This is a genomic window from Antarcticibacterium sp. 1MA-6-2 (assembly GCF_021535135.1).
In the GTDB taxonomy this organism is placed as follows: Bacteria; Bacteroidota; Bacteroidia; order Flavobacteriales; family Flavobacteriaceae; genus Gillisia.
Genome location: NZ_CP091036.1, coordinates 1,217,803 through 1,242,869, shown reverse-complemented (window position 1 = coordinate 1,242,869; position 25,067 = coordinate 1,217,803). Strand labels below are relative to the sequence as shown.

The 25,067-nt window shown below is 37.2% G+C and carries 19 protein-coding genes and 3 pseudogenes; 14 read left to right on the top strand and 8 right to left on the bottom strand.

Going from position 1 to position 25,067, the window contains the following annotated elements; translation table 11 throughout:
* Window positions 1-106: 106 nt before the first annotated feature.
* Both LZ575_RS06235 and LZ575_RS06230 read right to left on the bottom strand, forming a co-directional pair.
* Window positions 107-2,656: an ABC transporter permease gene (locus tag LZ575_RS06235; RefSeq protein ID WP_235329886.1), complete on the bottom strand. Its 2,550-nt coding sequence runs from the start codon at window positions 2,654-2,656 to the stop codon at window positions 107-109.
* A complete protein-coding gene (locus LZ575_RS06230) occupies window positions 2,656-3,342 on the bottom strand; it encodes an ABC transporter ATP-binding protein (RefSeq protein ID WP_235329884.1) in 687 nt (228 codons plus the stop codon). Before LZ575_RS06230 ends, LZ575_RS06235 begins: the two co-directional genes overlap by 1 nt.
* 72 nt (window positions 3,343-3,414) lie before the next feature.
* Between LZ575_RS06230 and LZ575_RS06225 the strand changes: the two are divergent.
* From LZ575_RS06225 to glgP, 5 genes and pseudogenes are all read left to right on the top strand, one after another.
* Window positions 3,415-4,093 (top strand): annotated as a pseudogene (locus LZ575_RS06225) (arylesterase).
* Window positions 4,094-4,329: 236 nt separating this feature from the next.
* A pseudogene (locus tag LZ575_RS06220) lies at window positions 4,330-5,798 on the top strand (DUF5687 family protein).
* 11 nt (window positions 5,799-5,809) lie between these two features.
* The gene (locus LZ575_RS06215) at window positions 5,810-6,505 is read left to right on the top strand and encodes an ABC transporter ATP-binding protein (RefSeq protein WP_235329882.1); all 696 of its coding nucleotides are present in this window, start codon (window positions 5,810-5,812) and stop codon (window positions 6,503-6,505) included.
* A 227-nt stretch (window positions 6,506-6,732) separates the two neighbouring features.
* Window positions 6,733-7,905: a glycogen/starch/alpha-glucan phosphorylase gene (locus LZ575_RS06210; RefSeq protein WP_235329880.1), complete on the top strand. Its 1,173-nt coding sequence runs from the start codon at window positions 6,733-6,735 to the stop codon at window positions 7,903-7,905.
* Window positions 7,892-9,229, top strand: a complete 1,338-nt coding sequence (gene glgP / locus LZ575_RS06205) for a glycogen/starch/alpha-glucan family phosphorylase (RefSeq protein ID WP_235329878.1) — start codon at window positions 7,892-7,894, stop codon at window positions 9,227-9,229. The genes LZ575_RS06210 and glgP overlap by 14 nt, the downstream gene beginning before the upstream one ends.
* 67 nt (window positions 9,230-9,296) lie before the next feature.
* Here glgP and xseB read toward each other — a convergent pair whose 3' ends face one another.
* The 3 genes from xseB to LZ575_RS06190 form a co-directional block, all read right to left on the bottom strand.
* Entirely contained in the window at window positions 9,297-9,503 is a 207-nt protein-coding gene (gene xseB / locus LZ575_RS06200) for an exodeoxyribonuclease VII small subunit (RefSeq protein ID WP_235329876.1), read from the bottom strand.
* A gap of 1 nt (window position 9,504) precedes the next feature.
* On the bottom strand, window positions 9,505-10,821 hold the full coding sequence (gene xseA / locus LZ575_RS06195) for an exodeoxyribonuclease VII large subunit (protein WP_235329874.1): 1,317 nt from the start codon (window positions 10,819-10,821) through the stop codon (window positions 9,505-9,507).
* Window positions 10,822-11,587: 766 nt separating this feature from the next.
* Window positions 11,588-12,067 carry a hypothetical protein gene (locus tag LZ575_RS06190; protein ID WP_235329872.1) on the bottom strand — a complete coding sequence of 160 codons (480 nt, stop codon included), beginning with the start codon at window positions 12,065-12,067 and terminating at the stop codon, window positions 11,588-11,590.
* 321 nt (window positions 12,068-12,388) lie between these two features.
* On the opposite strand from LZ575_RS06190, the pseudogene LZ575_RS06185 reads away from it, so the two are divergent.
* A pseudogene (locus tag LZ575_RS06185) lies at window positions 12,389-13,886 on the top strand (TrkH family potassium uptake protein).
* 12 nt (window positions 13,887-13,898) lie between these two features.
* Here LZ575_RS06185 and LZ575_RS06180 read toward each other — a convergent pair.
* Window positions 13,899-14,324 (bottom strand): DUF1810 domain-containing protein, encoded by a 426-nt coding sequence (locus LZ575_RS06180; RefSeq protein WP_235329870.1) that lies wholly within the window; start codon window positions 14,322-14,324, stop codon window positions 13,899-13,901.
* Between the two features lie 433 nt (window positions 14,325-14,757).
* Here LZ575_RS06180 and LZ575_RS06175 point away from each other — a divergent pair, with 433 nt between their 5' ends.
* Both LZ575_RS06175 and LZ575_RS06170 read left to right on the top strand, forming a co-directional pair.
* Window positions 14,758-16,944, top strand: a complete 2,187-nt coding sequence (locus LZ575_RS06175; protein WP_235329868.1) for a PAS domain-containing protein — start codon at window positions 14,758-14,760, stop codon at window positions 16,942-16,944.
* A complete protein-coding gene (locus LZ575_RS06170; protein WP_235329866.1) occupies window positions 16,925-17,365 on the top strand; it encodes a response regulator in 441 nt (146 codons plus the stop codon). The genes LZ575_RS06175 and LZ575_RS06170 overlap by 20 nt, the downstream gene beginning before the upstream one ends.
* A 124-nt stretch (window positions 17,366-17,489) precedes the next feature.
* On the opposite strand, the gene LZ575_RS06165 is transcribed toward LZ575_RS06170, so the two are convergent.
* A complete protein-coding gene (locus LZ575_RS06165; protein WP_235329864.1) occupies window positions 17,490-18,965 on the bottom strand; it encodes a glycosyltransferase in 1,476 nt (491 codons plus the stop codon).
* A gap of 553 nt (window positions 18,966-19,518) precedes the next feature.
* Here LZ575_RS06165 and LZ575_RS06160 point away from each other — a divergent pair.
* The 6 genes from LZ575_RS06160 (at window position 19,519) to LZ575_RS06135 (ending at window position 23,988) form a co-directional block, all read left to right on the top strand.
* Window positions 19,519-19,818: a hypothetical protein gene (locus LZ575_RS06160; protein ID WP_235329862.1), complete on the top strand. Its 300-nt coding sequence runs from the start codon at window positions 19,519-19,521 to the stop codon at window positions 19,816-19,818.
* A complete protein-coding gene (locus LZ575_RS06155; RefSeq protein ID WP_235329860.1) occupies window positions 19,802-20,173 on the top strand; it encodes a fasciclin domain-containing protein in 372 nt (123 codons plus the stop codon). The genes LZ575_RS06160 and LZ575_RS06155 overlap by 17 nt, the downstream gene beginning before the upstream one ends.
* 342 nt (window positions 20,174-20,515) lie before the next feature.
* Window positions 20,516-22,828 carry a DUF2339 domain-containing protein gene (locus tag LZ575_RS06150; protein WP_235329858.1) on the top strand — a complete coding sequence of 771 codons (2,313 nt, stop codon included), beginning with the start codon at window positions 20,516-20,518 and terminating at the stop codon, window positions 22,826-22,828.
* Window positions 22,829-22,969: 141 nt separating this feature from the next.
* The gene (locus LZ575_RS06145; protein ID WP_235329856.1) at window positions 22,970-23,380 is read left to right on the top strand and encodes a TlpA disulfide reductase family protein; all 411 of its coding nucleotides are present in this window, start codon (window positions 22,970-22,972) and stop codon (window positions 23,378-23,380) included.
* A 6-nt stretch (window positions 23,381-23,386) separates the two neighbouring features.
* Window positions 23,387-23,764 (top strand): redoxin domain-containing protein, encoded by a 378-nt coding sequence (locus tag LZ575_RS06140; protein WP_235329854.1) that lies wholly within the window; start codon window positions 23,387-23,389, stop codon window positions 23,762-23,764.
* The gene (locus tag LZ575_RS06135; RefSeq protein WP_235329852.1) at window positions 23,698-23,988 is read left to right on the top strand and encodes a redoxin family protein; all 291 of its coding nucleotides are present in this window, start codon (window positions 23,698-23,700) and stop codon (window positions 23,986-23,988) included. Before LZ575_RS06140 ends, LZ575_RS06135 begins: the two co-directional genes overlap by 67 nt.
* A 4-nt stretch (window positions 23,989-23,992) precedes the next feature.
* On the opposite strand, the gene LZ575_RS06130 is transcribed toward LZ575_RS06135, so the two are convergent.
* Entirely contained in the window at window positions 23,993-24,781 is a 789-nt protein-coding gene (locus tag LZ575_RS06130; RefSeq protein ID WP_235329850.1) for a PhzF family phenazine biosynthesis protein, read from the bottom strand.
* Between the last annotated feature and the right edge of the window lie 286 nt (window positions 24,782-25,067).

Genomic DNA, 25,067 nt, shown 5'->3' with positions numbered 1-25,067 from the left:
TTCCGCAAAAAGATTTTATTCTTATACCTGTCTACTTCTTCATTCTTCGTACCCGGGAAAAGAAAAACCAATCCAGGATTTAAACTTTAAATGCGGTATTTTAAACCTAAAATCCTTCCTTTCGCAGTACTTCAAGAGGAGGGCTTTTAATCACGCTAAGGCTATTGGATAGGCCTATTATCAACACCAATATTACAATTCCCGGAAAAAGGACAAGAAAAGGAACCCAGGAAGGAACAAATGGCGTATCGAATAAATACCAGGCAAGAAATTGGCTGCTTATAAGGGACAACAAAATTCCTGAAAGTGCTCCTAACACTCCCAGATAAAAATATTCCAGAGCAAGTATTTTGAGGATCTGTTCACTTTTTGCTCCTATTGTTCGTAGTAATACACTTTCTCTTATTCTTTGGTATTTACTTGTTCTTACAGCTCCCAGCAGAACAATAATACCTGTAAGAATACTAAAAAAGGCCATAAAATTTATGAGCCATGATATCTTGTCCAAAAGACCTTCGATCACAGTAAGGACCTGCCGAAGATCAATAATGGTAACATTTGGAAATTTACGTACTAATTCCTGCTGCAGTTCTGCAGATGCATTTTCTCCAGGAATATTTGTAGTAAGGACCCTAAACTGGGGTGCTTCCTCCAGTACTCCCACCGGAAAGACAATTGAAAAATTCATTTGCATCCTGCTCCAGTCTACAGTTCTTACACTTCCCACAATTGTTTTGAGCAATACTCCCTGTACATTAAATGTTACCCTGTCTCCCACCGAGACTTTAGCATCATCTGCAAAATTATCACTGATGGAAATAGGAACAGGATCCTCGTTAGTTACCCTGGGTTGCCAATTTCCCTGTTCAAGAGTTTCTGAATTTATAAGAGAATCCCTGTAGGTAACACGAAATTCGTGACTTAAAACCCACCGATTTACACCTGAAGCTGTATCCTCTCTTATTTCATTAACCGTTTTTCCCTTAATACTTTGTACCCGCATCGTTACAATAGGAATGTCATTTATAACAGGTAACTGCTGGTTTTTTATAGTGGCGGCGACCTCTTCTCTTTGCTCACTCTGCACATCGAGGAGGATCATATTAGGACTATCGGCCTGGGCTTCAACAGAAGCCTGTGCCAGCAGGACATCTTTGGTAAAGTAGAGGGTGCTTATTAAAAAACTACCTACTCCAATTGCCAAAACGAGAGTTAGCGTTTGGTTTTGAGGGCGGAAAAGATTTAATAAACTTTGCCTGGCTGGGAAACTCCAGCTCCCTGGAAAAAATTTCCTAATAGCTTTCATAAAAAGTTTTGCTATACCTGCCAGTATAGAAAAGGTGACAATAATTCCTGCTACGAAGCCTAGAGAATACCGCCATTCCTCCAGTAGCCAATAGGAGAAGAAAAGGATGAATAGAAAGATTGCAGTAAGAACTAAAATTCCTGCTTTGCCGGAATTCTCCTTTCCTTCTGCCTGGACCCTTAATGCCTGCAGCGGTGAAACATACAGGGTACTCATAAGAGGATAAGCCGCAAAGAGAATTGACATTGAGATGCCTAATAGTAATCCCATAAATATAATCCGCGGTGAAAAAGTCATCTGCACATCAACGGGAAGAAGATCACCCAGGAAAAGAGGAAATAATTGTTGAAGTACCAACCCAAGAGCAGTTCCAAGGATTCCCCCTAAAAGTCCAATTGCTGCTATTTGAAGTAAAAAAACAAGGAATGTTTGCTTCCTGGTAGCACCAAGACACTTAAGGACCGCCACAGATTTAAGTTTTCCTTTAATGTATATGTTTATAGCACTTGCTATTCCCACACAACCTAACAGAAGAGCAATAAATGCAACCAGATTAAGAAATTTGCCGAAGTTTTCATACCAGCGTCCCAGGCGTTCACTCGTTGAGGTGTGGGTATCTAAATCGGCATTGTTTTCATCCAGTTTGGATCCTAAGGTCTCATCCAGTTCTTCCATATCCATTCCACTATCGGCCAGGAAATAGAAGTCATAGCCAACACGACTACCGGGCTGGATGAGCCCCGTTTCATTGATAAATCTATATGGAATTAGAACAGGAGGGGCCACAGAACTAAAAATAGCAGTGCTTCCGGGAACAGTATTTAAAGCTCCCGAAATAGGCAGCGTTACATTTCCTATTTTAATACTGTCCCCGGTTTTAATTCCAAGTTGCAACATCACCGTTGCATCTACCAAAGCAGCTCCCTCGTCTTTATAATTTTGAGCAGAATTTGGAGGAACAGTTTCCAGTTCGCCATAGAGGGGAAAATCACCTTCTATTCCTCTTACCTGAACTAATTTGGCGGCACCATTTTTTGTAAAAGCTGCCATTGAGACGAAACTTATCTCCCGGGCATCTGCACCTCCAAGAGAATCCATGATCTCCGTCACTCTTTCATTAGGAACATTGTCACTATCTATCCTGTAATCTGCACCCATTAAAGCTTTTGATTGAAGCTGGATGTTCTCCTTTAGGTTTTCCCCAAAGGATTGTATAGAAACAACGGCAGCAATCCCCAGTACAATAGAAGCCATAAATAGACTTAGTTTTTTAGCACTGGCTTTACCGTCCCGCCAGGCCATTGCTGTAAGCCATTTAAATCCTGCTGTTTGGGCTTTTTTATTTTTCATTAAGTTGCAGAAATTGCGTTATCCACTATTTTTCCACCCTTCAGCCTTAATATACGCTGCGTTTTTTGAGCGAGTTCAAGATCATGGGTAACAATAACTAATGTGGTTCCGGCTTCTTTATTTAAATTAAAGAGAAGTTCTATGACTTTTTCTCCAGTTTCAGCATCCAGATTTCCCGTGGGTTCATCGGCAAATAAAATTGAAGGCTGATTTGAAAACGCCCTGGCGACTGCCACCCGCTGCTGTTCACCGCCGGAAAGTTGAGTTGGATAATGGTTTTTGCGTGCTCCCAATCCTACTTTTTCGAGTAATTCCCTACTTATTGCAGATGCATCTTTTGAACCCTGTAATTCGAGTGGAACTGCTACATTCTCTAAGGCTGTAAGAGTGGGCAGCAATTGAAAATCCTGGAATACAAAACCCACTTTTCGATTCCTTAAAACCGCTCTTTCATCTTCACTAAGATTTTCGAGTGCAGTGCCACAAAGTTCTATACTTCCGGAATCTGGCCTATCCAACCCTGCGCAAAGACCTAAGAGAGTCGTTTTTCCGCTACCAGAAGGGCCTACTATAGAAAATGTTTCCCGTTCTTCAATGTCAAAGTTAATATTGTGCAGAACAGTAAGTTTTTTGGAACCGCTGGAATAGGTTTTCTCCAGGTTGCGAACGTTTAATATCTTTGACATGATTCAGATTTGTTTCTTTTCTTCAGAAGTATGACAAAATAAAGAAATGATTTTGATTAAAAACCCGGTGCTATGAGAATCTTACCAGTATTTTGTGCTTTGTTGTGTTTTCTAATATGTTTTTCCTGTAAAGAAAATTCTGATAAACAAGCCGAAAAAAATGAACAGGAGGTTGCTGAGAATTCGGTTGATAACAAAAGTGTTATTCTGTTTTTTGGAGATAGTCTTACCGCCGGAATGGGCCTGGAGCAGGAGGAAGCTTTCCCCGCACTTATCCAAAACAAGATCGATTCCCTTAATTTACCGTACCAGGTGGTAAACGCGGGATTAAGTGGTGAAACTACAGCTTATGGGAAGAAACAGGATTGAGTGGGTGTTAAACCAGGATGTCGAGGTTTTTATTCTTGAACTTGGAGCAAACGACGGATTAAGGGGGGTACCTGTAGAAGAAACCAGAAAAAATTTGCAGGCTATAATCGAGACTGTACGTAAGAAAAATCCGGAGACAGAAATTATTCTTGCGGGAATGCAAATGCCGCCAAATATGGGGCAGGAATATTCTACAAGTTTTAAAAATGTTTTTCCTGATCTGGCTGAAGAAAATGATCTTTATCTTATCCCCTTTCTGTTGGAAGATGTTGGAGGTGTAGCTGAATTAAACCAAAACGATGGTATTCATCCAACAGCTGAAGGACAGAAAATCCTTGCAGATAATGTTTGGGAAGTCCTAAAACCTATCATTGAGGAATAAATGGCATTTTTGCCATATATTTTTAAAATCAGGATATCTATTTTTTTCGAATAACAAATTATTTATTTTATTCTGAAACTGACTACCTCTTTGTTTCATCTCAACAAAATTTTTTCTGCAATTCATCCTCTTTATTACAGTAAAATATTTGAAGTTTTCTGTAACAAATTTCCAGGGTAAGTAACATATAGATAGTTTTCATTAAAAATTTGATTAATCCAGGTAAACGGGATCATATGATAAAAACTTTCTTTTCTCTGGAATGGAAATCCTTCACCAGATCTGCTGCTTTTAGGGCGAACCTATTTTTAAAAATTATAATGGCCCTGGCTGTTCTATATTTTATAGGAATTTTTTCAATTTTAGGGATAGGTCTTTTCTACATCCTTGAGGAGCAGGGTTTGCCTCCGCTGGAAACAGTGAACCGATTTTTGATTATTTTATTAGTATTTGATTTTATATTCAGGTATTTCCTTCAAAAGATGCTGTAATGAATATTCGGCCATTGCTGGGTCAAAATATTGTAAAGAACAACATTGTCGGTTTCAGCCTGGGGAAAACGGTTTTCTCTATGTTTAACTGGATCTACATTTTTTTCCTGTTACCATTTACAATAGTTCTTATAAGAGAAGGTTTTGATGTTTTAGGTGCCCTTGCCTGGTTCATTGGAGTCTTTTCTTTGATTTTTTTAAATAACTTCCTCAATATACTTAGTAATAATAAGGCGCCGCTATTGTATTTTCTTGCAGCTCTAATTGTCACCTCTGCTTTACTGAGGTACTATGGAATTCTGGACCTCACGCAGTATACCCAACCTTTATTTTCCTCTTTATATGAGTCACCAGTTTGGGTTTTTGTACCATTGTTTTTACTGTTAGCAGCCGTGGCAATTACATTCAGGTATTTTAAAAAGAATCTTTACCTGGATGCAGGATTAAAGGTAAAACAGCAGGATGCTCAAACTGAAGATTATACCTGGTTAAATAAGTATGGAGTACTGGGAACTTTTATAAAGAATGATATAAAATTGATAAAGAGGAATAAGCGGTCAAAGACAACTATTTTCATAAGTGTTCTTTTCATTTTCTACGGTCTTCTTTTCTTTACGCTGGTATTGAGGCCTATGAAGGACTTAGTTTGGCGAATTTTTGCAGGAATTTTTGTTACTGGAGGATTTTTGTTCACTTTCGGCCAATTTGTTCCCAGCTGGGACAGTTCTTATTATCCATTAATGATGAGCCAGAATATTCAATACAGGGAATATCTTAATGCCAAATGGTGGTTAATGATTATTGCAACAATAGTCACAACTCTTTTAAGCAGCTTCTATCTCTATTTTGGGTGGGAAGTTTACCTGGCCATTTTGGTGGGTGCTATTTATAATATGGGAGTAAATGCTCATCTTGTTCTTTGGGGTGGTGCCTATATTAGAACCCCAATAGATCTCACTCAAAATAAAAATGTACTGGGGAATAAACAGGCTTTTAATTCAAAGACTTTATTGCTGTCTCTTCCAAAACTAGTATTGCCTCTCATTTTGTATGCTATTGGACATTATTTTTTTGAACCTCGTGCAGGTTATATTATCGTCGCAGCTGTAGGTATTCTGGGATTTACTTTTAAAAACAAGGTATTTGCCATTATTGAAAATATCTACAAAACCCAGAAGTACAAAACCCTTGCAGCTTATAAACAATCAAATTAAATTTTCCTGAAATGATACAAGTAGAAAATTTGACTAAAACTTACGGAGGAACTACTGTCCTTGATATTGAACATTTAGAAATTCCTAAGGGCCAAAGTTTTGGACTGGTTGGGAATAATGGAGCAGGTAAAACCACATTCTTCAGTCTATTGCTGGACCTTATTCAGCCAGATTCGGGGAAGATCACCAGTAATAACATACATATTAGTGAAGATGAAGGGTGGAAGCCTTTTACTTCGGCTTTTATAGATGATACTTTTCTTATAGGTTATCTTACTCCTGAAGAATACTTTTATTTTATTGGGGAACTTCGCGGCCGGAACAAATCTGATGTTGATTCCTTTCTTACCAGGTTTTCTGAATTTTTTAATGGAGAAATATTGAACGGGAAGAAATATTTAAGGGATCTTTCTAAAGGAAATTCAAAAAAGGTAGGGATAGTGGCAGCACTTATTGGCAGTCCTGAAATTATTATACTGGATGAGCCTTTTGCAAACCTTGACCCTACTACCCAATTCCGGCTGAAGAAAATTATTCGGGAACTGGCGGAGTCAAAAGAGGTTACTATTCTTGTATCCAGTCATGATCTTCAACATACTGTGGAAATTTCTAACAGGGTAGTGGTATTGGAGAAAGGAAGGATAGTGAAAGATATTAAGACTTCGCAGGAAACGATGCAGGAACTGGAAACATTTTTTTCGGTCTAGTCCAGACATTAATTCTTAGTTTATATCTAAAGCCCGGTTTACGGGCTTTTTAATTGATAGAACCGCTTGGTTAATCTTCCATAAATGTAAAATAACGGGTATTTATATGGCTGGATTTCAAGAAGATGTTGAGGTTTCATACTACATCGTTTTCTAAAAATTATACTTCAAAAAGGTATATCGGCAGCGTTATTTTATATTTTAGCACTTCTGGAAAAAACGACATTATGAATTTTAATAATAATATAATTAAAAGTTACTTAACCCAATCAGGTTCAGGAGGAGGGCGTACGGGACTTTCCAAGGATGAAATAAAAGCATCATTTTTAGATAATTTGTTATATGGAATCGGTCGGGTTCCACAAGTTGCAACTCGCAGGGATTTGTACACAGCTCTGGCACTAACTATTAGAGACCGGGTCTTTAGACAATCTGTAAGATCTACTGCAGAGTTTTCAGGACAGGATGCACGGGCAGTTGCTTATCTTTCAGCAGAATACCTGCCTGGTCCACATTTAGGAAATAATCTACTTAACCTTGGAATATTTAAAGAAACCAGGGAAGCATTAGAAGAACTTGATCTTGAATTAGATGACCTTCTTGAGCAGGAAGAAGAACCGGGCCTTGGAAATGGAGGTCTTGGAAGATTAGCATCCTGTTACATGGATTCTCTGGCAACCCTTGGAATTCCTTCTATGGGTTATGGAATACGATATGAATTTGGAATCTTCAACCAAATAATTAAAGAAGGTAAGCAGGAAGAGGCTACAGATAAATGGCTTCAGTATGGAAATCCCTGGGAGGTCATGCGGCCTGAAATTACTTATCAGGTTAAATTTGGTGGTAGAATTGAGCACCGGGAAAGTAATAGCCGCGTGTTTGAAGTAGATTGGATTCCTGATTCCGTGGTTAAAGGAACAGCTTATGACACCCCTATCCTTGGCTACCGCAGTAATGCAATTGCCCTAAGACTATGGAAAGCTGAAGCTATAGAGTCTTTCGATTTTTCTGCATTTAATCAGGGAGATTATTATAAAGCGGTCGAGGCAAAAATGATTTCTGAAAATATTACAAAAGTTCTTTATCCCAATGATGAGACCCTTTCAGGAAAGGAACTTAGATTAAAACAGCAGTACTTCTTTGTCTCCTGCTCCTTACAGGATATAATCCATCTTAATACAGAACAGGGCAGAGAATTAAATAAGCTTCATGAAAAATTTACTATACAATTAAACGACACTCATCCCTCTATTGCAGTTGCTGAACTTATGCGGCTGCTGGTGGACGAGCATCAAATTGAGTGGGAAGAGGCCTGGGAAATTACCAAAAATACTTTTGCCTATACAAACCATACGCTGCTGCCCGAAGCTTTGGAAAGATGGCTTAGTGAGTATTATTAGAAAATTACTACCCCGCCACCTGGATATTATTTTTGAAATTAATGGTAGATTCTTAAGTGAACTTAGAGAAAATGGCAGCTATTCTGAAGAGCAAATAAGCAGGATGTCAATTATTGGTGAGGGTGGAGAACAAACCGTTCGAATGGCTAATTTGGCTACTATAGGGAGTTACAAAATAAATGGAGTGTCGGCTTTACACTCCGGTTTGCTTAAGGAACAGGTTTTAAAAGATTTTGCTGAGCTGTGGCCGGAAAAATTCACCAATGTAACCAATGGTGTGACACACAGGAGGTTCCTTGCCGTTAGTAATCCGGGTCTTTCAGGTCTTATTTCTGAAAAAACAGGAAAAGAATGGCTTACTCATCTCGAGCAACTTCACAAGCTTGAACCTCTGGCTACAGATACAGAATTTCAACAAAAATGGCTGGAAGTAAAACTGGAAAACAAAAAGTTTCTTTCGAGATTTATAAAAGAAAAAACAGGAGTAGAGGTAGATCCATCCATGCTATTTGATGTACAGGTAAAAAGGATCCACGAATACAAGCGCCAGCATCTTAAAGTACTTCACATTTTAAGTTTATATAAAAGGATTAAAAACGGAGATACAGAAGGTATTTCTCCCTCAGCTTTTATTTTTGCAGGAAAGGCTGCTCCGGGTTATTTTATGGCAAAATTGATCATCAGGCTTGTAACTTCGGTTGCAGAACTCGTGAACAATGATGAGGATACAAAGCATCTGCTTAAAGTGGTGTTTTTACCAAACTTCAGTGTAAAGCAGGCTCAACACATTTATCCCGCAGCCGATCTTTCTGAACAAATCTCTTTGGCAGGAATGGAAGCATCGGGTACAGGAAATATGAAATTCGCACTAAATGGAGCGCTTACGGTAGGAACGCTTGATGGTGCCAATGTAGAAATAAGGGAGGAAGTAGGAGACGATAATTTCTTCCTTTTCGGCTTAACCACAGAGGAGGTTCAAAATACTAAATCTGCGGGATACCATCCGTATAAGATTTACGATCAGGATCAGGAATTGTGTGAGGTTCTGGATATGCTTGTTTCAGGAGAGATCTCTAAAGGCGATACAGAATTGTTCCGGCCTATTTATGATAATTTACTGGGCCGTGACCCTTATCTTCTTTTAAAAGATTACCGCTCCTATATTGAAGCAATGGAAGAAGTTCACAGTGTTTGGAGACAACCCAATGAATGGGCAAAAAGATCTATACTTAATGTCGCAAATATGGGTAAATTTTCCTCTGACCGTTCTATCCAGGATTACTGTGATAAGATTTGGAAAGTGGGAGCCGTAAAGGTAAATTAAGGTTCGGTTTCTGATTTAACTGAATGAATACAAATCCTACGGGCAGAAGACTATTTCTGCCCGTTTTTTATACCGAATAATTCTTTATTTCTTCCAGTACATCCTGCACACTTTTTTCAGTTTTAAATAATTTGTCTTTACAAATTTTCAGCAGTTCTGCGGCACGTTTTATTTTTGAATCGAGTTCATCAATTGTAATTTCAGAATTTTCCATTTCTGAAACTATTTCCTGCAGCTCATTATGGGCCGCGGTATATGTTAAATCTTCATTCATTTTATGGCTTCTTTAATTGTTCAATCCGGCTGCTAACAGTTCCCGAATATAATTGTGTTTCTAGCAGAAGGTCGGGCTGTAACTCATCGGCAGCTTTTATAAGCTTTCCATTTTGCCTGGTAATGCTGTACCCTCTTTTCAAAATGTTTTCCGGAGATAGCATTCTTATTTTTTCTTCGGTAAATTTCAGATTCTTTTTTTCAATTTCCACAGGCATCCTTGCAGCAGAAATAATGCATTGTTGTGACTGGAGTAAAAGGTTTCGCTGGTTCCTAAAATTTTGTGTGCTCAGGTTCATAAGCCTGAAAATAATTTGCTGAAGACTGGATCTGGAATTATCGGTTGCCCTGCTCGTAAGAGAACTAAATAGCCTGGCAGTTTCCCTGAGATTCGTTTTCCGGGTTTTAAACATCCAGTTGACACCGTTTTTTAATTTTTCTTCTCCTTCTTTTAAAGGCAAAGCAAAGTCGTGAAATTTCTGCAACAGGAATTCGGCAATTTTAGTTGGGGTAATAAAACTTTGATAGCTTACCAGTTCGGTTACAGTCTCATTTGTGGAATGACCTATTCCAGTTAATACAGGAATGGGAAACGTGGCTATTTTTTCTGCCAGCACAAAGGAGTCAAAACAACTTAGACCTATTTCTCCACCTCCACCGCGTATTATGGCAACTGCATCAAAAACCTCTGCGTGGATGCGGATTTTCTCTAACTGTTGATTTATAGTAGCAACCGCACGCTCCCCCTGCAGGATTGCAGGAAAAAGCAAAAAATGAAATTTATATTTCCAGGGATTCTTTTTTATTACATCCATAAAGTCACCATAACCTTTACTGGTTTCCACAGAAATTATTGCGATCGTCTTAGGTAGGGTTGCGAGGCTTTGTCTCCGGTTAGCATCAAATATGTTAGCTTCTTTCAGTCGGCTAATAGTCTCGGCTTTCTCCCGTGCAAGTTCTCCCAGCGTATATTCAGGATCAATATCAGTGATATTTATCGCAAGGCCGTGGACAGGATGGTAGTTGACTGAACCCTGAATTACAACCGTCATATCGTCGCGAAGTTCTTCCTTTAGAACAGTTTTAAATTTTTGGTTGATCATTTGAAACTGTTCAGCCCAAATGTTCCCTTTAAGTTCGGCAATTACCTTCCCATTCTTCTTTTCTACAAGGGTAGGATATGAGTGGCCACTTTTGGGATAATAATTTAATTTTACTATTTCTGCTTTTATCCAAACCACCTTACTGCACTGTGTGTTTATCACATTTTGAATCGACTGCGTAAGGCTGGACAAAGTATAAACTTTCTTTTGTGACATAATACTGTGGAATGCTGCGGGAAGATATTAATATTTTCAGCAAAAGGGAAGAGAGCTGAAAAACAAAAAAGATTGTGGGTCATTTTCTGAAGACTTTAAGGAAATAAATTAACCTTTGAGCAAGTTCTGATCCGGTTTCATAATGTTGTGACAGAACACTATAGGTGGAATTTTAAACCAAAAATACTGGAAAACCCTACTTTTAATTGAGAATATAAATAGGTAATTTAAAGCAGTCTATAATGGGGAAATAGCAAATCAATCTGGATGGTATAACTTTACTCTAAACTTATTTATCGGCCTTGTTCTAACAGCTCTTGAAAAAATCTGAAGCCGATCCACAATGTATTTTAAAGTGCTACTAATCCTGGTGAATGATAGGGAATCTTCTTTTATAGTGAATTTTATTAAAACTTAATTTTTATTACTATGGAAGCAATGAACATGTTTATCAGAAATTACAAGACTGCGACTTCCGGTTTAAATTTAATAACTAAGGTTATAATAGCCCTGGTTCTATTGTTTATCTTTGGTGCTGTCCTTTTTGCTCTAATTGGAGTTATAAAAGATTTTACTGCATAAGAACCTGATGTTTTCCCTCCCTTTTTTCCGGATAAAAATTTAAACTTTATCTGGAGTGATTCGCTTTGTCTTCTGGAGAAACTAAAATTAAATTCGTTGTTAGGTCTCAATAAAATCACGATTTATTTACCATTATTTAACCCGGAGTTCAAATACTCCATTGTTTATAAGCTTTACCAAAGCACTAGGTTTCCTGGTAATTTTCAGATGAAAAATGGCCTTTAATATAATTACCATCATCTTCGGTGATTTCAATGTAATTCAGTAATTCTCCATCCACATAATGATCGAATAAACTACTCCATAATTCTGGCGGAACAGTTTGAGCATAATTTATCCAGTGCCCGTTTGTAAAATTGCCTTCAACAGAACCAGTACGATCTCCTATAGAATAAAGTTTCTTTCCCTGGTAATTCTCAATTAAAAATTCAATAGATTTTCCATTTGTAGAAAGAACTTTGACTGAAAGATTTAGAGTCCCAAAAGGGGTTATTTGTTTTTCACCTTTTAATGTGCCGTTAGAGGAATTAATATATAATTCCTGACCATCTATCATAGCTGTAAGAAACTCTTCCCGCACTCCGGGATCATTATTTTTAGTGCAACCAATAATTAAAGAAAGTGAGAATAAAATTCCCTTTAAAGGTGGAGAAAAGGATTTCATGAGAAAGAGTATAAATTAATAGCTTGTTAAATGTACCTGATCAGGGGGTGAATAAGTAGGGGGGTTTTTACTTATTTTTTGGAAATATTTAACATTTTGTAAATGAGTTAAAAATTCATTCAATTAAGCCTCTTTTACCTTTTCCGCTTAATTTCTAGCTTTATAGTAGGAAATGACTATTTTTGATTTTGGAAAATTCAACGGGGGCGTCAATTTTAAATTTTTATATTTTTTAATAACCTTCCTGCAATTACTGTGTATGAATACTATTTTTACGTTGATTAATCTTTCCTGTTTTCTTTTGAAAAAATCCATCCTTCAATGTGGCGATTAAATTTTAAAATCATTTCCCATATTATGGGGTTGCTTTTATTATGTAATGGCGCCTTTATGCTTTTTGCCGCACTTGTGAGCTGGTATTACCAGGATGGAGTGACATTGGAAATTTCAGCAGCTTCGATAATTACTATGTTTTCTGGTATTCTATTGATGTTTTTTACCCGTGGGCACAGGAAGGAGATTAAACAAAGGGAAGGTTATATTGTAGTGACTTTTGGTTGGATTTTCATGGCTTTAAGTGGTACTCTACCATATGTTTTAAGTGAGTCAATTCCTTCATTTACCAATGCTTTTTTCGAAACCATGTCTGGATACACCACTACTGGGGCTTCCATACTTAATGATATAGAAATTGTTCCTAAAGGGGTGCTTTTTTGGAGAAGTCTTACCCACTGGATTGGGGGAATGGGAATCATAGTTTTGGCAATCGCAATACTGCCACTGCTTGGAGTAGGAGGGATGCAGTTATTTTCTGCAGAATCTCCCGGACCAAGTTCCGATAAATTAAAACCCAGGATTACAGATACTGCGAAGCGTTTATGGTTTATATATGCTTAGTTTTACTCTCATTGAAACTGTCCTTCTTAAGATCGCCGGGATGAGTATGTTTGACGCAATAAATCACGCCTTGAGTACTATGGCAACCGGGGGGTTTTCTACAAAAAACACCAGTGCAGCCTACTGGAATGATAATCCAGCAATACAATATATCATAAGCATTTTCATGTTCCTCGCAGGAACAAACTTTGTTATAAGTTATTTTGGTTTTAAAGGAAAATTTTCTAAGGTAATTAGCGATGATGAATTTAAATGGTATACTGGCTTCGTCCTGATGTTCAGTGTTATTGCTGCGGTTGTTATTCATTTTCAGGCAGATTTTGGGCTGTCATCTATAACCCATCCTCAAGTATGGGGAGAAGCTGAAAGTGCTTTTAGACATGCCTTATTCCAGGTGCTTGCCATTGTAACTACAATAAGCTTCGTAAGTGCTGATTATACCCTTTGGACACCATTTTTAACCGTCTTTTTCTTCGGAATGTTTTTCCTTGGGGGCTGTGCGGGATCTACTGCAGGAGGAGTTAAAGTTATGAGGCACATGATTATGATTAAAAACGGGGTGACAGAATTTAAAAGAACCCTTCATCCCAATGCAATTCTTCCTGTGCGCTTCAATGGTAAGGCAGTTAGGAACAATATTGTTTTTAATATTCTTGGCTTCTTCATCCTTTATATGCTTTCCTTTATTATTGGAGCAGTAGTCCTGGCTTTTATGGGACTGGATTTTGAAACGGCAATTGGTGGCGCGGCATCGTCTCTAGGTAATATAGGACCTGCATTTGGATCTCTTGGTCCCGTTAATAATTACGATTCTCTCCCGGCTGCGGGAAAATGGTGGTGTAGTTTTTTAATGCTAATTGGAAGACTTGAATTATTTACAGTGCTAATATTACTAACTCCTTTTTTCTGGAGGAATAGATAAGCGAGGAATGATTTAATTTAATTCTTGTTTTAACTTCTCAAGGGTCTGAGGATCTTTTTTGCCTTCAAAAAATTTTTCCAGGACTTTTTGAAAAACAGGAATTGTATTAGGTACTTCAGCAAATAATGTCATGGAAGATTTCAGTTTCAAATCATCGGGTTTGCCAAATATGCTGGTAGCATTATCACCTGGTAGATCGAGCAGTGCCGAGGAAATTTCGACAAGCCTTTTTCCCAGGACAGGATGTTTGAGGTATTGTTGTGCCTGTTCAAGATGTTCAAGGGCATAAAACTGCGAGGTTTCACTATATCCCAATCCCCTAATCTGCGGAAAAATGTACCACATCCAGTGAGTTTGTTTTCTTCCGTTCTTTATTTCAGCCAGTGCGACTGAGTAAGTTGACTCTTGAGCTGCCACAAATTTGTTTAACTGTTCCATTTTTTGACCTTAAAGATTAATATCAGATTAAAAATCCCGCACATAGATCCAGCCTGGTAATAATTAGCAATAATAAATCTTATAAAGTAGGAGCTATAAATTTTTTCTGTTGAACCTTTCCTGTATATTTTTAATTCAGAATTAAAATATAATTTATGGATCTTTTAAAGATAAAACTGCTGTAAAATTTCTTCAGCTTTAAAAAATATATCCTCCTGGATTCTGAAAAAATACTGTTTTTAAACTTATTTAATTTTCTTCCGTCAACCATTAATTTCTTTTTTAATATTTTTGAGCCCCCCCCCTTGGTATCGATTAACGGCTATAAATTATCGTTAAACGGACGGCAGAGCGTATAAATTTTTGTAATATTATAAATTAGTTAAATCTCTCACCTTCCTTATTTTAGGTTAAGGTCAGGTTTATTATTGTTATGACGGAATATCAGGAAATTTTCAAGACTCTCCCTTTCCCTGCTTTACTGCTTGGCTGCCGTGAGAATGTTTTTATAGTCAAAGATGTTAGCAAAAAGTTTTGCGATCTGTCGGGAAAAAAAGCTGATGAAATTATTGGAAAGAGCTATCCGTGGGAAATTTCTGCTTTCCCGAAATCACATTTTTATTTAGCGAAAAGACTCAAGTCAATTGAAACTGCGTTTGCCACAGGGAAAGCTCACCATATTGACTGCTTGCAACACGACCTTAATACCGCAGAAAGGGAAGGGAGGAAGGAAAGTTATTGGCAAATTCAAAATATACCTTTAAAAGACAATTATGGTAGGGTATTATATATCCTGAATATTGCTATAGAGCGTACTCCCGAAATTTTAGTTGAGAGGGAAAAAAATGAATTTAGAAAGAAATTACATAGTCAGCAGGAAGAACAGAAGCATTTTATAGAAAATAATCCTGATGGTCTATATTCGTTGGATACAAAAGGAAATTTTTTGAGCTTAAACAATGGCCTGGCAAATATTGCCGAATTACCAAGGGAAGAAATGCTGCATATGAATTTTCTTCCTTTTTGCACTGCTCACCACCGGGAACTAACCTTAAATAATTTTCAAAAAGTACTAAAGGGGGAAGAGCAGGAGTTTGAGGCTGAATTTATAACGGCAAGGAAAAATATCGTTGTGTTGCGGGTAAGTATGATTCCCATGAAGATAAACGGAAAGATTTCGGGCTTATACGGTATTGCAAAAGACATAACCAACTTAAGATCGGCCGAAGAGGAATTAGTCTCTCTGGAAAGGGTTTACAAAGCGTTGGTACAGGAAGGATCTGATCTTACAACTATTTTAAATCTTGACGGGACGTTTAAATATGTAAGCGACTCCAGCGTTTCTGTTTTAGGAATTTCTCCTGAAAGTTTTATAGGTAAAAACGCTTTTGATTTTATACATCCTGAAGATAAAGACCGCGTCCTTAATAAATTCTCCCTACTGGTCAATGATGAACAGGTGCGGGTTGAAGCATTTAGATTTCAGGATAAGGAAGGAAACTGGAGGTGGCTGGAATCTACAGCCACTAATTTTTGTGAAGATCCTCATGTCAACGGAATCGTAGTAAATTCAAAAGAAGTTACCGAGCTTGTAGAGAGAAACGGGGAAATAAAACAATTGTTCGAAAGATACCGTTTAGCTGTAACAGCTACGGAGGACCTGGTATACGATTGGGACCTGAGGAATGATGAGGTGGTGAGGTTACATAAAGGTACTGTGAAACCATTTGGGTATAGTCCCGGGGAGGTGGAAAAAAAGGAATTCTGGAAAGAAAATGTTCATCCACAGGAAATTGATAAGGTAAAAAATCAAATAGAGCGTGCGATGGAGACTCCAGATCGTGATCAGGTAAAGACTAAATACCGCTTTAAAAGAGCTAACGGTACCTATGCAAATATTATCGACAGGGCGCATATTGTTAGAAATGAAAAAGGTGAAGCAATAAGATTAATAGGAGCTACAAGTGATATTTCAGATATAGTTGAAAATCAAAAGGAATTAAAAGCAGCTAACCGTCGATTTAGCTTCGTCATGCAGGCTACGAAAGAAATTATTTGGGACTGGGATTTAATTAAAAAACAAATTAAAAGAAGCGGTTCTTTTAAAAAGCTATTTGGTTATAGTACACCAAGAGAAACTTCTGTAGAAGAATTTTGGTGTCAAAAAATAGTTGAAAGAGATAGAAACCGTGTTATTAATTCCATTAAAACAGCTCTTGATAATCCTGAAATAAAAAAGTGGGAAGAAGAATATTGTTTTATAAAGAGAAATGGGGAAGAAGCTTATATAGTAGATCGAGGCTACATTTTAAGAGATCCATCAGGTAAGGCCATACGAATGGTAGGGGCTGCATTGGATGTCTCAGAATCGAAGAGGATGGTGAAAGAGATTCAGAAACAAAACAAAGTACTACAGGAGGTGGCCTGGGAACAGGCACATATCGTTAGGGCTCCTCTTGCAAGACTAAAAGGACTTCTGGGATTACTGGAAATGGAATCTTATGAAGAATGGAGCAGAGAAGAACTTTTAAAGTTGATTAATGATTCAGCAACAGAGCTGGATGAAGTAATAAGAAATATAATAAAAAGGACAGAAGAGAATGAAAGAAAAGCGGGATGAACTTCTGGAAATCTTACTTGTAGAAGATGATGATGTTGTAGGACGCCTGCATAGATTTGCTGTGGAGAACCTTGTTGATAATGAGGTTAGGATAATGGAGAATGGCAAAGAAGCAATTGATTACCTGGAGAATACCAGGTGCGCTAACAAAAATTTTCTGATACTGTTGGATCTTAATATGCCTGTAATGAACGGCTGGCAATTTCTGGAATCACTTCATGAAAAAGAGTATACTCATAAAATTTTTGTACACATTCTCACTTCCTCCTCTTACAAAGAAGATTATATTAAATCTCAAAGGTATGACAGGGTAATGGGATATCATACAAAACCCCTCACCCGTACAAAGCTTCTGGAAATATTGGAATCTAATGGACAGGTTTCTGAATATTTAGAAAAACAGGTGGTAAAGAAAAGCTGATTTTATTTTCTATTTTTCTGAATTCCCGGAACCTAGGTATTAAATAAAAAAGTTACTGACGGAAGATCAGTAACTTTTTTTATGGACTATTGTTTGTTCTTTACCGCATAAACTCTTTCATCTGTTATTTCTTTTGTGGCAACTCTCTTGTTAACCAACCTCTACGGTTGGCGGTAGCCATTGCGTAAGGTGTAATCCAGAACAGGCCAAAGGTGTAAAAAATACTATAGGAATAGGCCCAGAAAGCTTCAGAAATATTATAATTTTTTGCGTAAAAGAATGCAGGCAGTGTTGAAAATATAAGAATACCCAGTAAAGTTGAACTAATAAAAAGAATTGGATGGGTAGCCAGTAATACGAACATTATTAATAATAACGGATAGGTAGTAATCATTTGCATCCATTGATTTATTAATAATAACCTGGGACCAGATTGGGATCCGTCTCTAAAGGTTTTAAAGGCAAATTTCGACATCATGAGATTTTCACGCACATTACTTCTTTCCCAACGGGTGAACATCTTGTGTAATCCACTAAATCTTTCTGGTATATTAGTTAAAACATAGGCATTCTTTTGAAACAGAACGTGGTAACCTTGTTTCAGGATCATATTTGTCATTGCCCTATCCTCTCCAATATCTGTAGGCTGTCCCATAAAAGTTTGGTTTATCCACTCCGGCAGGCAATTCATTACAGCTTTGCTGCGATAGGCTGCAAGAGCACCGGGAGTACACAGTACCGATCCCAGAACACTTTGTGCAGAACGAATGAATTCAAAACTAAATACAAAACTCACGTTCAACATTCGTGGTATTATAGCTTTTTCGTTATTAAGAACCCTAACGTTTCCGGCTACGGCTCCACAGTTTTCATTGGTAATAAAAGGTGATACAAGATTGCGAAGTGTGTCTAATTCTACAATAGAATCACTGTCTACCGTTACAAAAACATCTCCTGTGGCGAGGTGAAACCCACGGTATAATGCATGTCGCTTCCCCTGGTTGTTTGGTTGCTGATATATGGAAACCCGATCTCCCAGTTGTTCTTTGGCTTTCTTCATCCATTCCCATGTATCATCTTTACTACCATCATCAATAGCAATTAACTGTAGTTTTTCTGCTGGGTATTTGCTGTTAACAAGGCTTAATAAAGTAGAATAAACCTGTTTACCCTCATTATATGCAGGAACAATAACGGTGCAGGAAGGCAATTCCTCATCGCTCACGGAGGTTACAGGCTTATAGCGGAAAAATAATCTTGCAATGTATGCTAAAAAACTAAGTCTGAAAATTAGTAGGAAAGTGGTTAATCCAAGAATGATTATACCTCCAATAGTATTCATCCGGTTCATATTAAATTCCTCAAATTCGGCCTGCAAGAGGTAAACGAGGAAAACGGCTCCTATTAATAATAAAAAGGTCCCTGATAAGACGAGAAGATCCTTTTTATTAAAAGTTGCTTTTTTGTAATTATTAGTAATTGTTTCTCCTTTTGTTTGAGATGGAATATTTACTTCCTTTTGTTTAAACTGAAATTCATCATCCTTTTTCATTTTTTTTGTTGAAGCTGAAGAAGGTAATTTTAAGTCTTGTGTTATCATGATTTTTTTTAAACGTTTTTTATCCCACTTCTTAATAGTTCCTTATTAAACTACTTAAGAACATCGGGTCGTATTTCGATGTTGGGGAAAACCAATTATTGTACCGCCAGAGAATAGGTTGGAAATCAGGCCATATTTAAGTTTAAGCTGTGGGAATAACTGTGGCGGAAGTGTAAAAGTGTAGATAGATTCCCCACTCCCCGGCTTTTTCTTATCCTTAAAGAAATTACAGCCAGGAAAATAGTTTTGATATTTATAATATATAAGTTGGACACCAACCCAGTAATAGGAATAATGGAAAACATCCTAGGAAAAAGTTATTGAGAATTTTGTGGAAGTCTTATTCTATAGTTGAACTCTTTCACGTAAAATAGTAATCTACTGTTTGATAAGGAAACTGGATGCTTAAATGCACCTCCACTATCTTTTCTTTTTATGGATTTTTGATTTGGCTTCAACAGATGTTATTATTGTTTAAACTTTCATAGGGAAAATTAAACATAATAAAATTAGGTAATATCTTTATTTATATAAATCTTAAAATCAATTATTTATGAAAAATTACTTCTTTAATTTTGGTCGTTTTAAGCATGTGCAGCATTTTTTTCTGTTATTCCTGCTATCAGTATTTATTGTTTCCTGTGAAAGTACGGAAGTTGATGCACCTGAAGAATTAACTGTTTTAAATGTCCTGGAAAGTTTTGATGGGGAAAGTTCTACAGCAGTAAAAAAAGCAGCACCTGCACCCGGTAAAACTCCTATTGCCCAAATAGCGATAGAGAATGCCGATTTTAATGAACTTGTGGCTGCCCTTCTTTACGTAGATGCAGAACTTAATGCTAAGCCTCGTTGATCTTTTCCTCAATGGTAAAGACCAATATACTGTATTTGCTCCCACAGATGAAGCATTTATGAATCTATATGAGGCCTTAGGTCCGGAGGTAGATGAAATTACCGATTTACCTGCAGAATTGGTACTAAGCGTTCTCCAATACCATGTGACTGAAGGTCGCAGAGCATCAAATAGTGTTGTTCCTAAAAGAAATATGAGAACCATAGAAACACTTCTTGAAGGAACCACATTTAAGGTTGCGCCAGATCTTCAAATTACAGCTATTGGAAACACAGGAAATATAGTTGCTGCTGATATTTCAGCATCCAATGGGATTATACACATAATTGACACTGTACTTTTGCCAATTAATTAAATCCTGACCCCTCTATTTTGGTATCTAAGTTTGATACTTTTTAAATTAACTTCTCCAGGGGATAATGTCCAATTAGAATGGAAAACCCTCAGAACCTAAATTCTGAGGGTTTTTTTACAGAAATTTTAGTCCCACGCATATTATCTGAACGTCAATCTGGTTATTAGTTTTTAATTTGGGGTCTTAAAATATGATTGTTAATTGACTGAATCTAATTTTTTAAAATTGTTTGAAGGATCAATAGAAGCCACTGAAAGGGAAAATCTTTTTAACATTTAGTTTTCCTTAACGTTATTTCTGTACATTTATCTCACCTCATTTTCAGGAGATAAAATTATTAATATGGCCAATCACCCCGGTATAGAAGAACTTCTTGAAAGGCTGGAGTTACTTCAAAAAAAGCAGAATGAATTTTCCCGGGAGATCAATGAGCTGAAAAAGGAAATTTACAATCTTGGAAAAAAACCTTCTATAGAGTCTTCAGAAGAAATCTATGTTAAGCCTGAAGGTCTAAAAAATTCACCTGAAGAAGCGGAAGTTGCAACACAAGCTTTTTCAGCCATAGAGACACCTCCTAAGCCTACAATAAATATTCCGAAGAAAAGATCTGATCTGGAGAAGTTTATAGGGGAGAACCTTATCAATAAAATTGGTATTATAATTACCATTCTTGGAATTGCAATAGGCGCAAAATATTCTATAGAAAATAACCTCATAAGTCCTCTTACCCGAATTATCCTGGGCTACCTCTCGGGGGCAGCACTTTTGGGGTTTGGCTTAAAATTCAAAAAAAGCTATGAGAATTACAGTGCGGTACTTGTAAGTGGGGCAATAGCTATTATGTATTTTATTACTTACGCAGCTTATGGCTTTTACGCTCTTTTTCCACAGGCACTGGCTTTTGGATTGATGCTGGTTTTTACCGCTCTCACTGTTTTTAGTGCTTTTAGCTATAACAGGCAGGTAATTGCACATATAGGTATGGTGGGGGCATATGCCATTCCATTTCTACTTAGTAATGGGTCGGGAAGGGCAGAAATCCTGTTTATGTATATGGCAATTATCAATGTGGGGATTTTGGTGATTTCTTTTAAAAAATATTGGAAATCTTTGTTATACGCTGCCTTTGTCTTTACCTGGTTGATATTTATGATGTGGCTCTTTGAAAGTTACACCTCAAGCGATTTTATTCTGGCACTTGGGTTTGGGTTCATATTTTTCGGAATTTTTTACCTTACCTTCCTTGGTTACAGATTGATGCATAAGGAAAATTATAACTTTGGAGATGTTGTACTTCTTCTTTCAAATTCCTTCATATTTTATGCTATTGGATACTATCTGCTAAGTGATACAATAGGCAAGGATCAATTTCTTGGGATTTTTACTGTTACTAATTCTGCATTACATGCAATGGTTGCTTATCTCATCTTCCGCAGGAAAGAATCCGATCGCTCCTTATTCTACTTAATATCAGGTTTGGCAATCGTATTTTTCACAATTTCAATTCCGGTTCAACTGGAATCCAACTGGGTTACTCTTTTGTGGTCGTTGGAAGCAGCTGTGTTATTTTGGATAGGAAGGACCAGGAAGGCAGAAGTGTACGAAAAGATCTCTTATGCAGTAATGCTTTTTGCTTTTGTAAGTTTAATTGAAGACTGGTCAACTTTTTATAGGGTAACAAATTCAGAAGAATTTATAGCGCCGTTAATAAATAATGGTTTTTTAACTTCAGTTTTATTTTTGATCGCTTTTGGCTTTATAACCTGGCTCAATAGAAAAACCAAAGGATTAAATTTCCCGGCATCTTTTTCTGAATTTGGAAATGTTTTATCTTATTCTATTCCGGGAGTTTTCATTTTTTGCCTGTATTATTCCTTTCGACTGGAAATCGAATTTTACTGGCAGCAGCTTTATATGGCTTCAGCAAAGGAAATTATACCAACAGACGGAATGGGGGTTGTGGAGTATTACAATTTTGATCTCCTTTCCTTTCAATCAATTTGGATAATTAATTACTCCCTGTTTTTCCTCGCTGCTTTAACTTTTATCAATATTAGAAAGTTTAAGAATTATAAATCTGGAATTGTTCTGGTAATCTTCAGTGTTATTACCCTGTTGGTATTCCTTACTCAAGGTCTCATTTCTCTTGCAGATCTAAGAGAAAGCCATTTCAAGCAAACAATGGCAGAATATTATACTACAGGAGAATTCCACTTCTGGATTCGTTATATATCCATAGCTTTTGCTCTGCTTCTTCTGGTACTAACTTATAAACTACTGAGACAGGATTTTATGAAAAAGAATTTCTCGACTGCTTTTGAGATTTTTCTCCACCTCTGTATAATATCGATAGCGAGTTCTGAATTATTCTTGTGGATAGATGCTAAGAACCCCGGCAACTCCTTCAAGTTGGGACTAAGCATTCTATGGGGAGTTTATTCTTTACTGCTAATAGGCCTGGGGATTCAGCAAAACAAAAAGTACCTTAGGGTTGCCGCAATGATATTGTTTGGTGGAACCCTCGTCAAATTATTTTTTTACGACATTTCAAATCTTGACACAATTTCAAAGACTATAGTATTTGTTTGCCTTGGAATACTCCTTTTGATTATTTCCTTTTTGTACAACAAGTATAAAAACAAAATTTCTGTATAAGAATTTGTTAATCAGCAAGATAAATAAGATTTAGGAACTGTTATTTTTCCTAAATTGCTGGTGAAACCGACTTTAATTTTGAAGAACATCCTTTTCATATTGCTATTCGTTCTACCCGTTTCACTAGTATTTTGCCAGAAGGTGGAACTCTTAAGTGTAGATATGCTAAATGAGCGGTTGGAGAAGGGGAAGGACACTATATATGTAATAAACTTCTGGGCTACCTGGTGCGCTCCCTGTATCAGGGAACTTCCACATTTTGAGCAACTGCAACAGGAAAAGTTAGATGAAAAGCTAAAGGTTCTGCTGGTAAGTGTAGATTTTAAATCGCATCTCAAAAACAGAGTTGAGCCATTTGTAATTAAGCGGGGGCTGAAAAATGAAGTGTTTCTTCTGGATGAGACAGATCAACAGGAATATATAGACAGGATTGACAAATCCTGGAGCGGAGCAATTCCTGCAACATTATTCGTTAAGGGCCTGAAAAGAAAATTTACAGAAACTGAATTTACGTATCCCTCCCTTCTAAAAGAGTATCAAAACTTTAAATAATGGCATATGAAAAAATTCGCTTTCCTCAGTATTTTTATTGTTTGTATTACCACTAATGCACAAGTCCAAACAATTGAACCGGGAAATACAGCATCTGGTTTTTCCCTTAAGAACATTGACGGGAAAATGATTTCTGTTAATGATTTTCCCGAAGCCAAAGGATTCATCCTCGTGTTTACCGCGAACACCTGTCCTTATGCTATTGCTTATGAAGACAGGCTTATAGCCTTGAATGAAAGATTTGCTCCCCGGGGTTATCCCGTGATTGCGATAAATCCCAATCCACCAAAATTATCTCTAGTGACAGTTTTGAAAAAATGCAGGAAAAGGCGAAGAAAAAAGGTTTCAGTTTCCCTTACCTGTTTGATGAGAATCAAAAAGTAACCAATCAATATGGAGCAAGGGTAACTCCCCATGTTTTTCTTCTGAAAAAAGAAGGTTCCCAATTAAAAGTAGTATACACAGGAGCTATAGATAACGACACTCAGGATGAAAAGCCTGAAAAAACAACATATGTAGAAAATGCTATTGCTGCCTTGGAAAAAGGAAAGGTTCCCGTGGTCGCTTCTACAAAAGCTATTGGCTGTACGGTAAAAAGAGCGAAGTAACTGTCTATTCAGCAAATAATTTTCCTATTGAATAGGTGCGTGCTTTTCCGCTAATAGCCACTCTTTCTCCATTTAGCTTACAATGTAGGCTACCACCACGGGAAGAGATCTGCCTGGCATTAAGTTCTATCTTATCCAGTTTTTTACTCCAGTAGGGGATAAGGGAACAGTGGGCAGAGCAGGTAACGGGATCTTCGAAAACAGAAGCTCCCGGAGTAAAGAATCGTGATACAAAGTCTACTTCTTTTCCCCTGGAGGTAATTATAACGCCACCTGTGCCCAGTTCCAGTTTATCAAAATGAATACGGTTGATCTCAATATTTTTTACATCTTCCTCATCAGGATAGACCAGGACATAATCCCGGGCTTTAAGAACTTCCTCCGGCTGGATATTGAGGGAATCTTTGAGCAGCTCAGGTAAATGTGTGGGCTTAGGAGTGCGGGTGGGGAAGTTTAGTATATAATGATCGTTTTCCACATTTACTTCCAGATTTCCACTTTTGGTTTCAAAAAGGATTTTCCTACTGGTGCTCTTCCTTATCTCTTTTATGGCATGAGCCGCGGCCAGAGTCGCATGGCCGCACAAGTCCATTTCCATTTCCGGGGTGAACCAGCGTAGGGGATAGCTGTAACCTTTATCCAGAAAAAAAGCTGTTTCTGCCACTGCATTTTCCCTGGCAATCTTCAGTAAAAGCTCGTCAGGGAGCCATTCCGATAAGGGTACTACGCAAGCCGGGTTTCCTTGGAAAATCTTATCTGTAAAAGCATCAATTTGGTATAGGTGGAGTTGCATAGCTGTTTTTTCTTTAAAGATAATCTTTTTGGAAATTCGGGGCATATAGACTTTTTTGCACTTCCATAAAATGTTTTTCAGGAAAGTTCATTACTTAACGGTTCTGTAGCAAAATATCAGGATGAAGAAATGTTTTTTCAATCCCTATATTTTAATTTTCAGTACAATACAAATAGATAGTGTATTAAATCCTGGGATTAGGAATTAAATGAGGCAATAACTACTTCTGGTTAACAAAATTGAAAAGAAATCATAGAAATTCATCTGGAGTGAATGTGATGAACCT

Bases quoted from the DNA above. Each gene is read 5' to 3' on its own strand.
- LZ575_RS06235 (WP_235329886.1), bottom strand. From the start codon at position 2,656: ATGAAAAATAAAAAAGCCCAAACAGCAGGATTTAAATGGCTTACAGCA.
- LZ575_RS06230 (WP_235329884.1), bottom strand. From the start codon at position 3,342: ATGTCAAAGATATTAAACGTTCGCAACCTGGAGAAAACCTATTCCAGC.
- LZ575_RS06215 (WP_235329882.1), top strand. From the start codon at position 5,810: ATGATACAAGTAGAAAATTTGACTAAAACTTACGGAGGAACTACTGTC.
- LZ575_RS06210 (WP_235329880.1), top strand. From the start codon at position 6,733: ATGAATTTTAATAATAATATAATTAAAAGTTACTTAACCCAATCAGGT.
- xseB (WP_235329876.1), bottom strand. From the start codon at position 9,503: ATGAATGAAGATTTAACATATACCGCGGCCCATAATGAGCTGCAGGAA.
- xseA (WP_235329874.1), bottom strand. From the start codon at position 10,821: ATGTCACAAAAGAAAGTTTATACTTTGTCCAGCCTTACGCAGTCGATT.
- LZ575_RS06190 (WP_235329872.1), bottom strand. From the start codon at position 12,067: ATGAAATCCTTTTCTCCACCTTTAAAGGGAATTTTATTCTCACTTTCT.
- LZ575_RS06180 (WP_235329870.1), bottom strand. From the start codon at position 14,324: ATGGAACAGTTAAACAAATTTGTGGCAGCTCAAGAGTCAACTTACTCA.
- LZ575_RS06175 (WP_235329868.1), top strand. From the start codon at position 14,758: ATGACGGAATATCAGGAAATTTTCAAGACTCTCCCTTTCCCTGCTTTA.
- LZ575_RS06170 (WP_235329866.1), top strand. From the start codon at position 16,925: ATGAAAGAAAAGCGGGATGAACTTCTGGAAATCTTACTTGTAGAAGAT.
- LZ575_RS06165 (WP_235329864.1), bottom strand. From the start codon at position 18,965: ATGATAACACAAGACTTAAAATTACCTTCTTCAGCTTCAACAAAAAAA.
- LZ575_RS06160 (WP_235329862.1), top strand. From the start codon at position 19,519: ATGAAAAATTACTTCTTTAATTTTGGTCGTTTTAAGCATGTGCAGCAT.
- LZ575_RS06155 (WP_235329860.1), top strand. From the start codon at position 19,802: ATGCTAAGCCTCGTTGATCTTTTCCTCAATGGTAAAGACCAATATACT.
- LZ575_RS06150 (WP_235329858.1), top strand. From the start codon at position 20,516: ATGGCCAATCACCCCGGTATAGAAGAACTTCTTGAAAGGCTGGAGTTA.
- LZ575_RS06140 (WP_235329854.1), top strand. From the start codon at position 23,387: ATGAAAAAATTCGCTTTCCTCAGTATTTTTATTGTTTGTATTACCACT.
- LZ575_RS06135 (WP_235329852.1), top strand. From the start codon at position 23,698: ATGCAGGAAAAGGCGAAGAAAAAAGGTTTCAGTTTCCCTTACCTGTTT.
- LZ575_RS06130 (WP_235329850.1), bottom strand. From the start codon at position 24,781: ATGCAACTCCACCTATACCAAATTGATGCTTTTACAGATAAGATTTTC.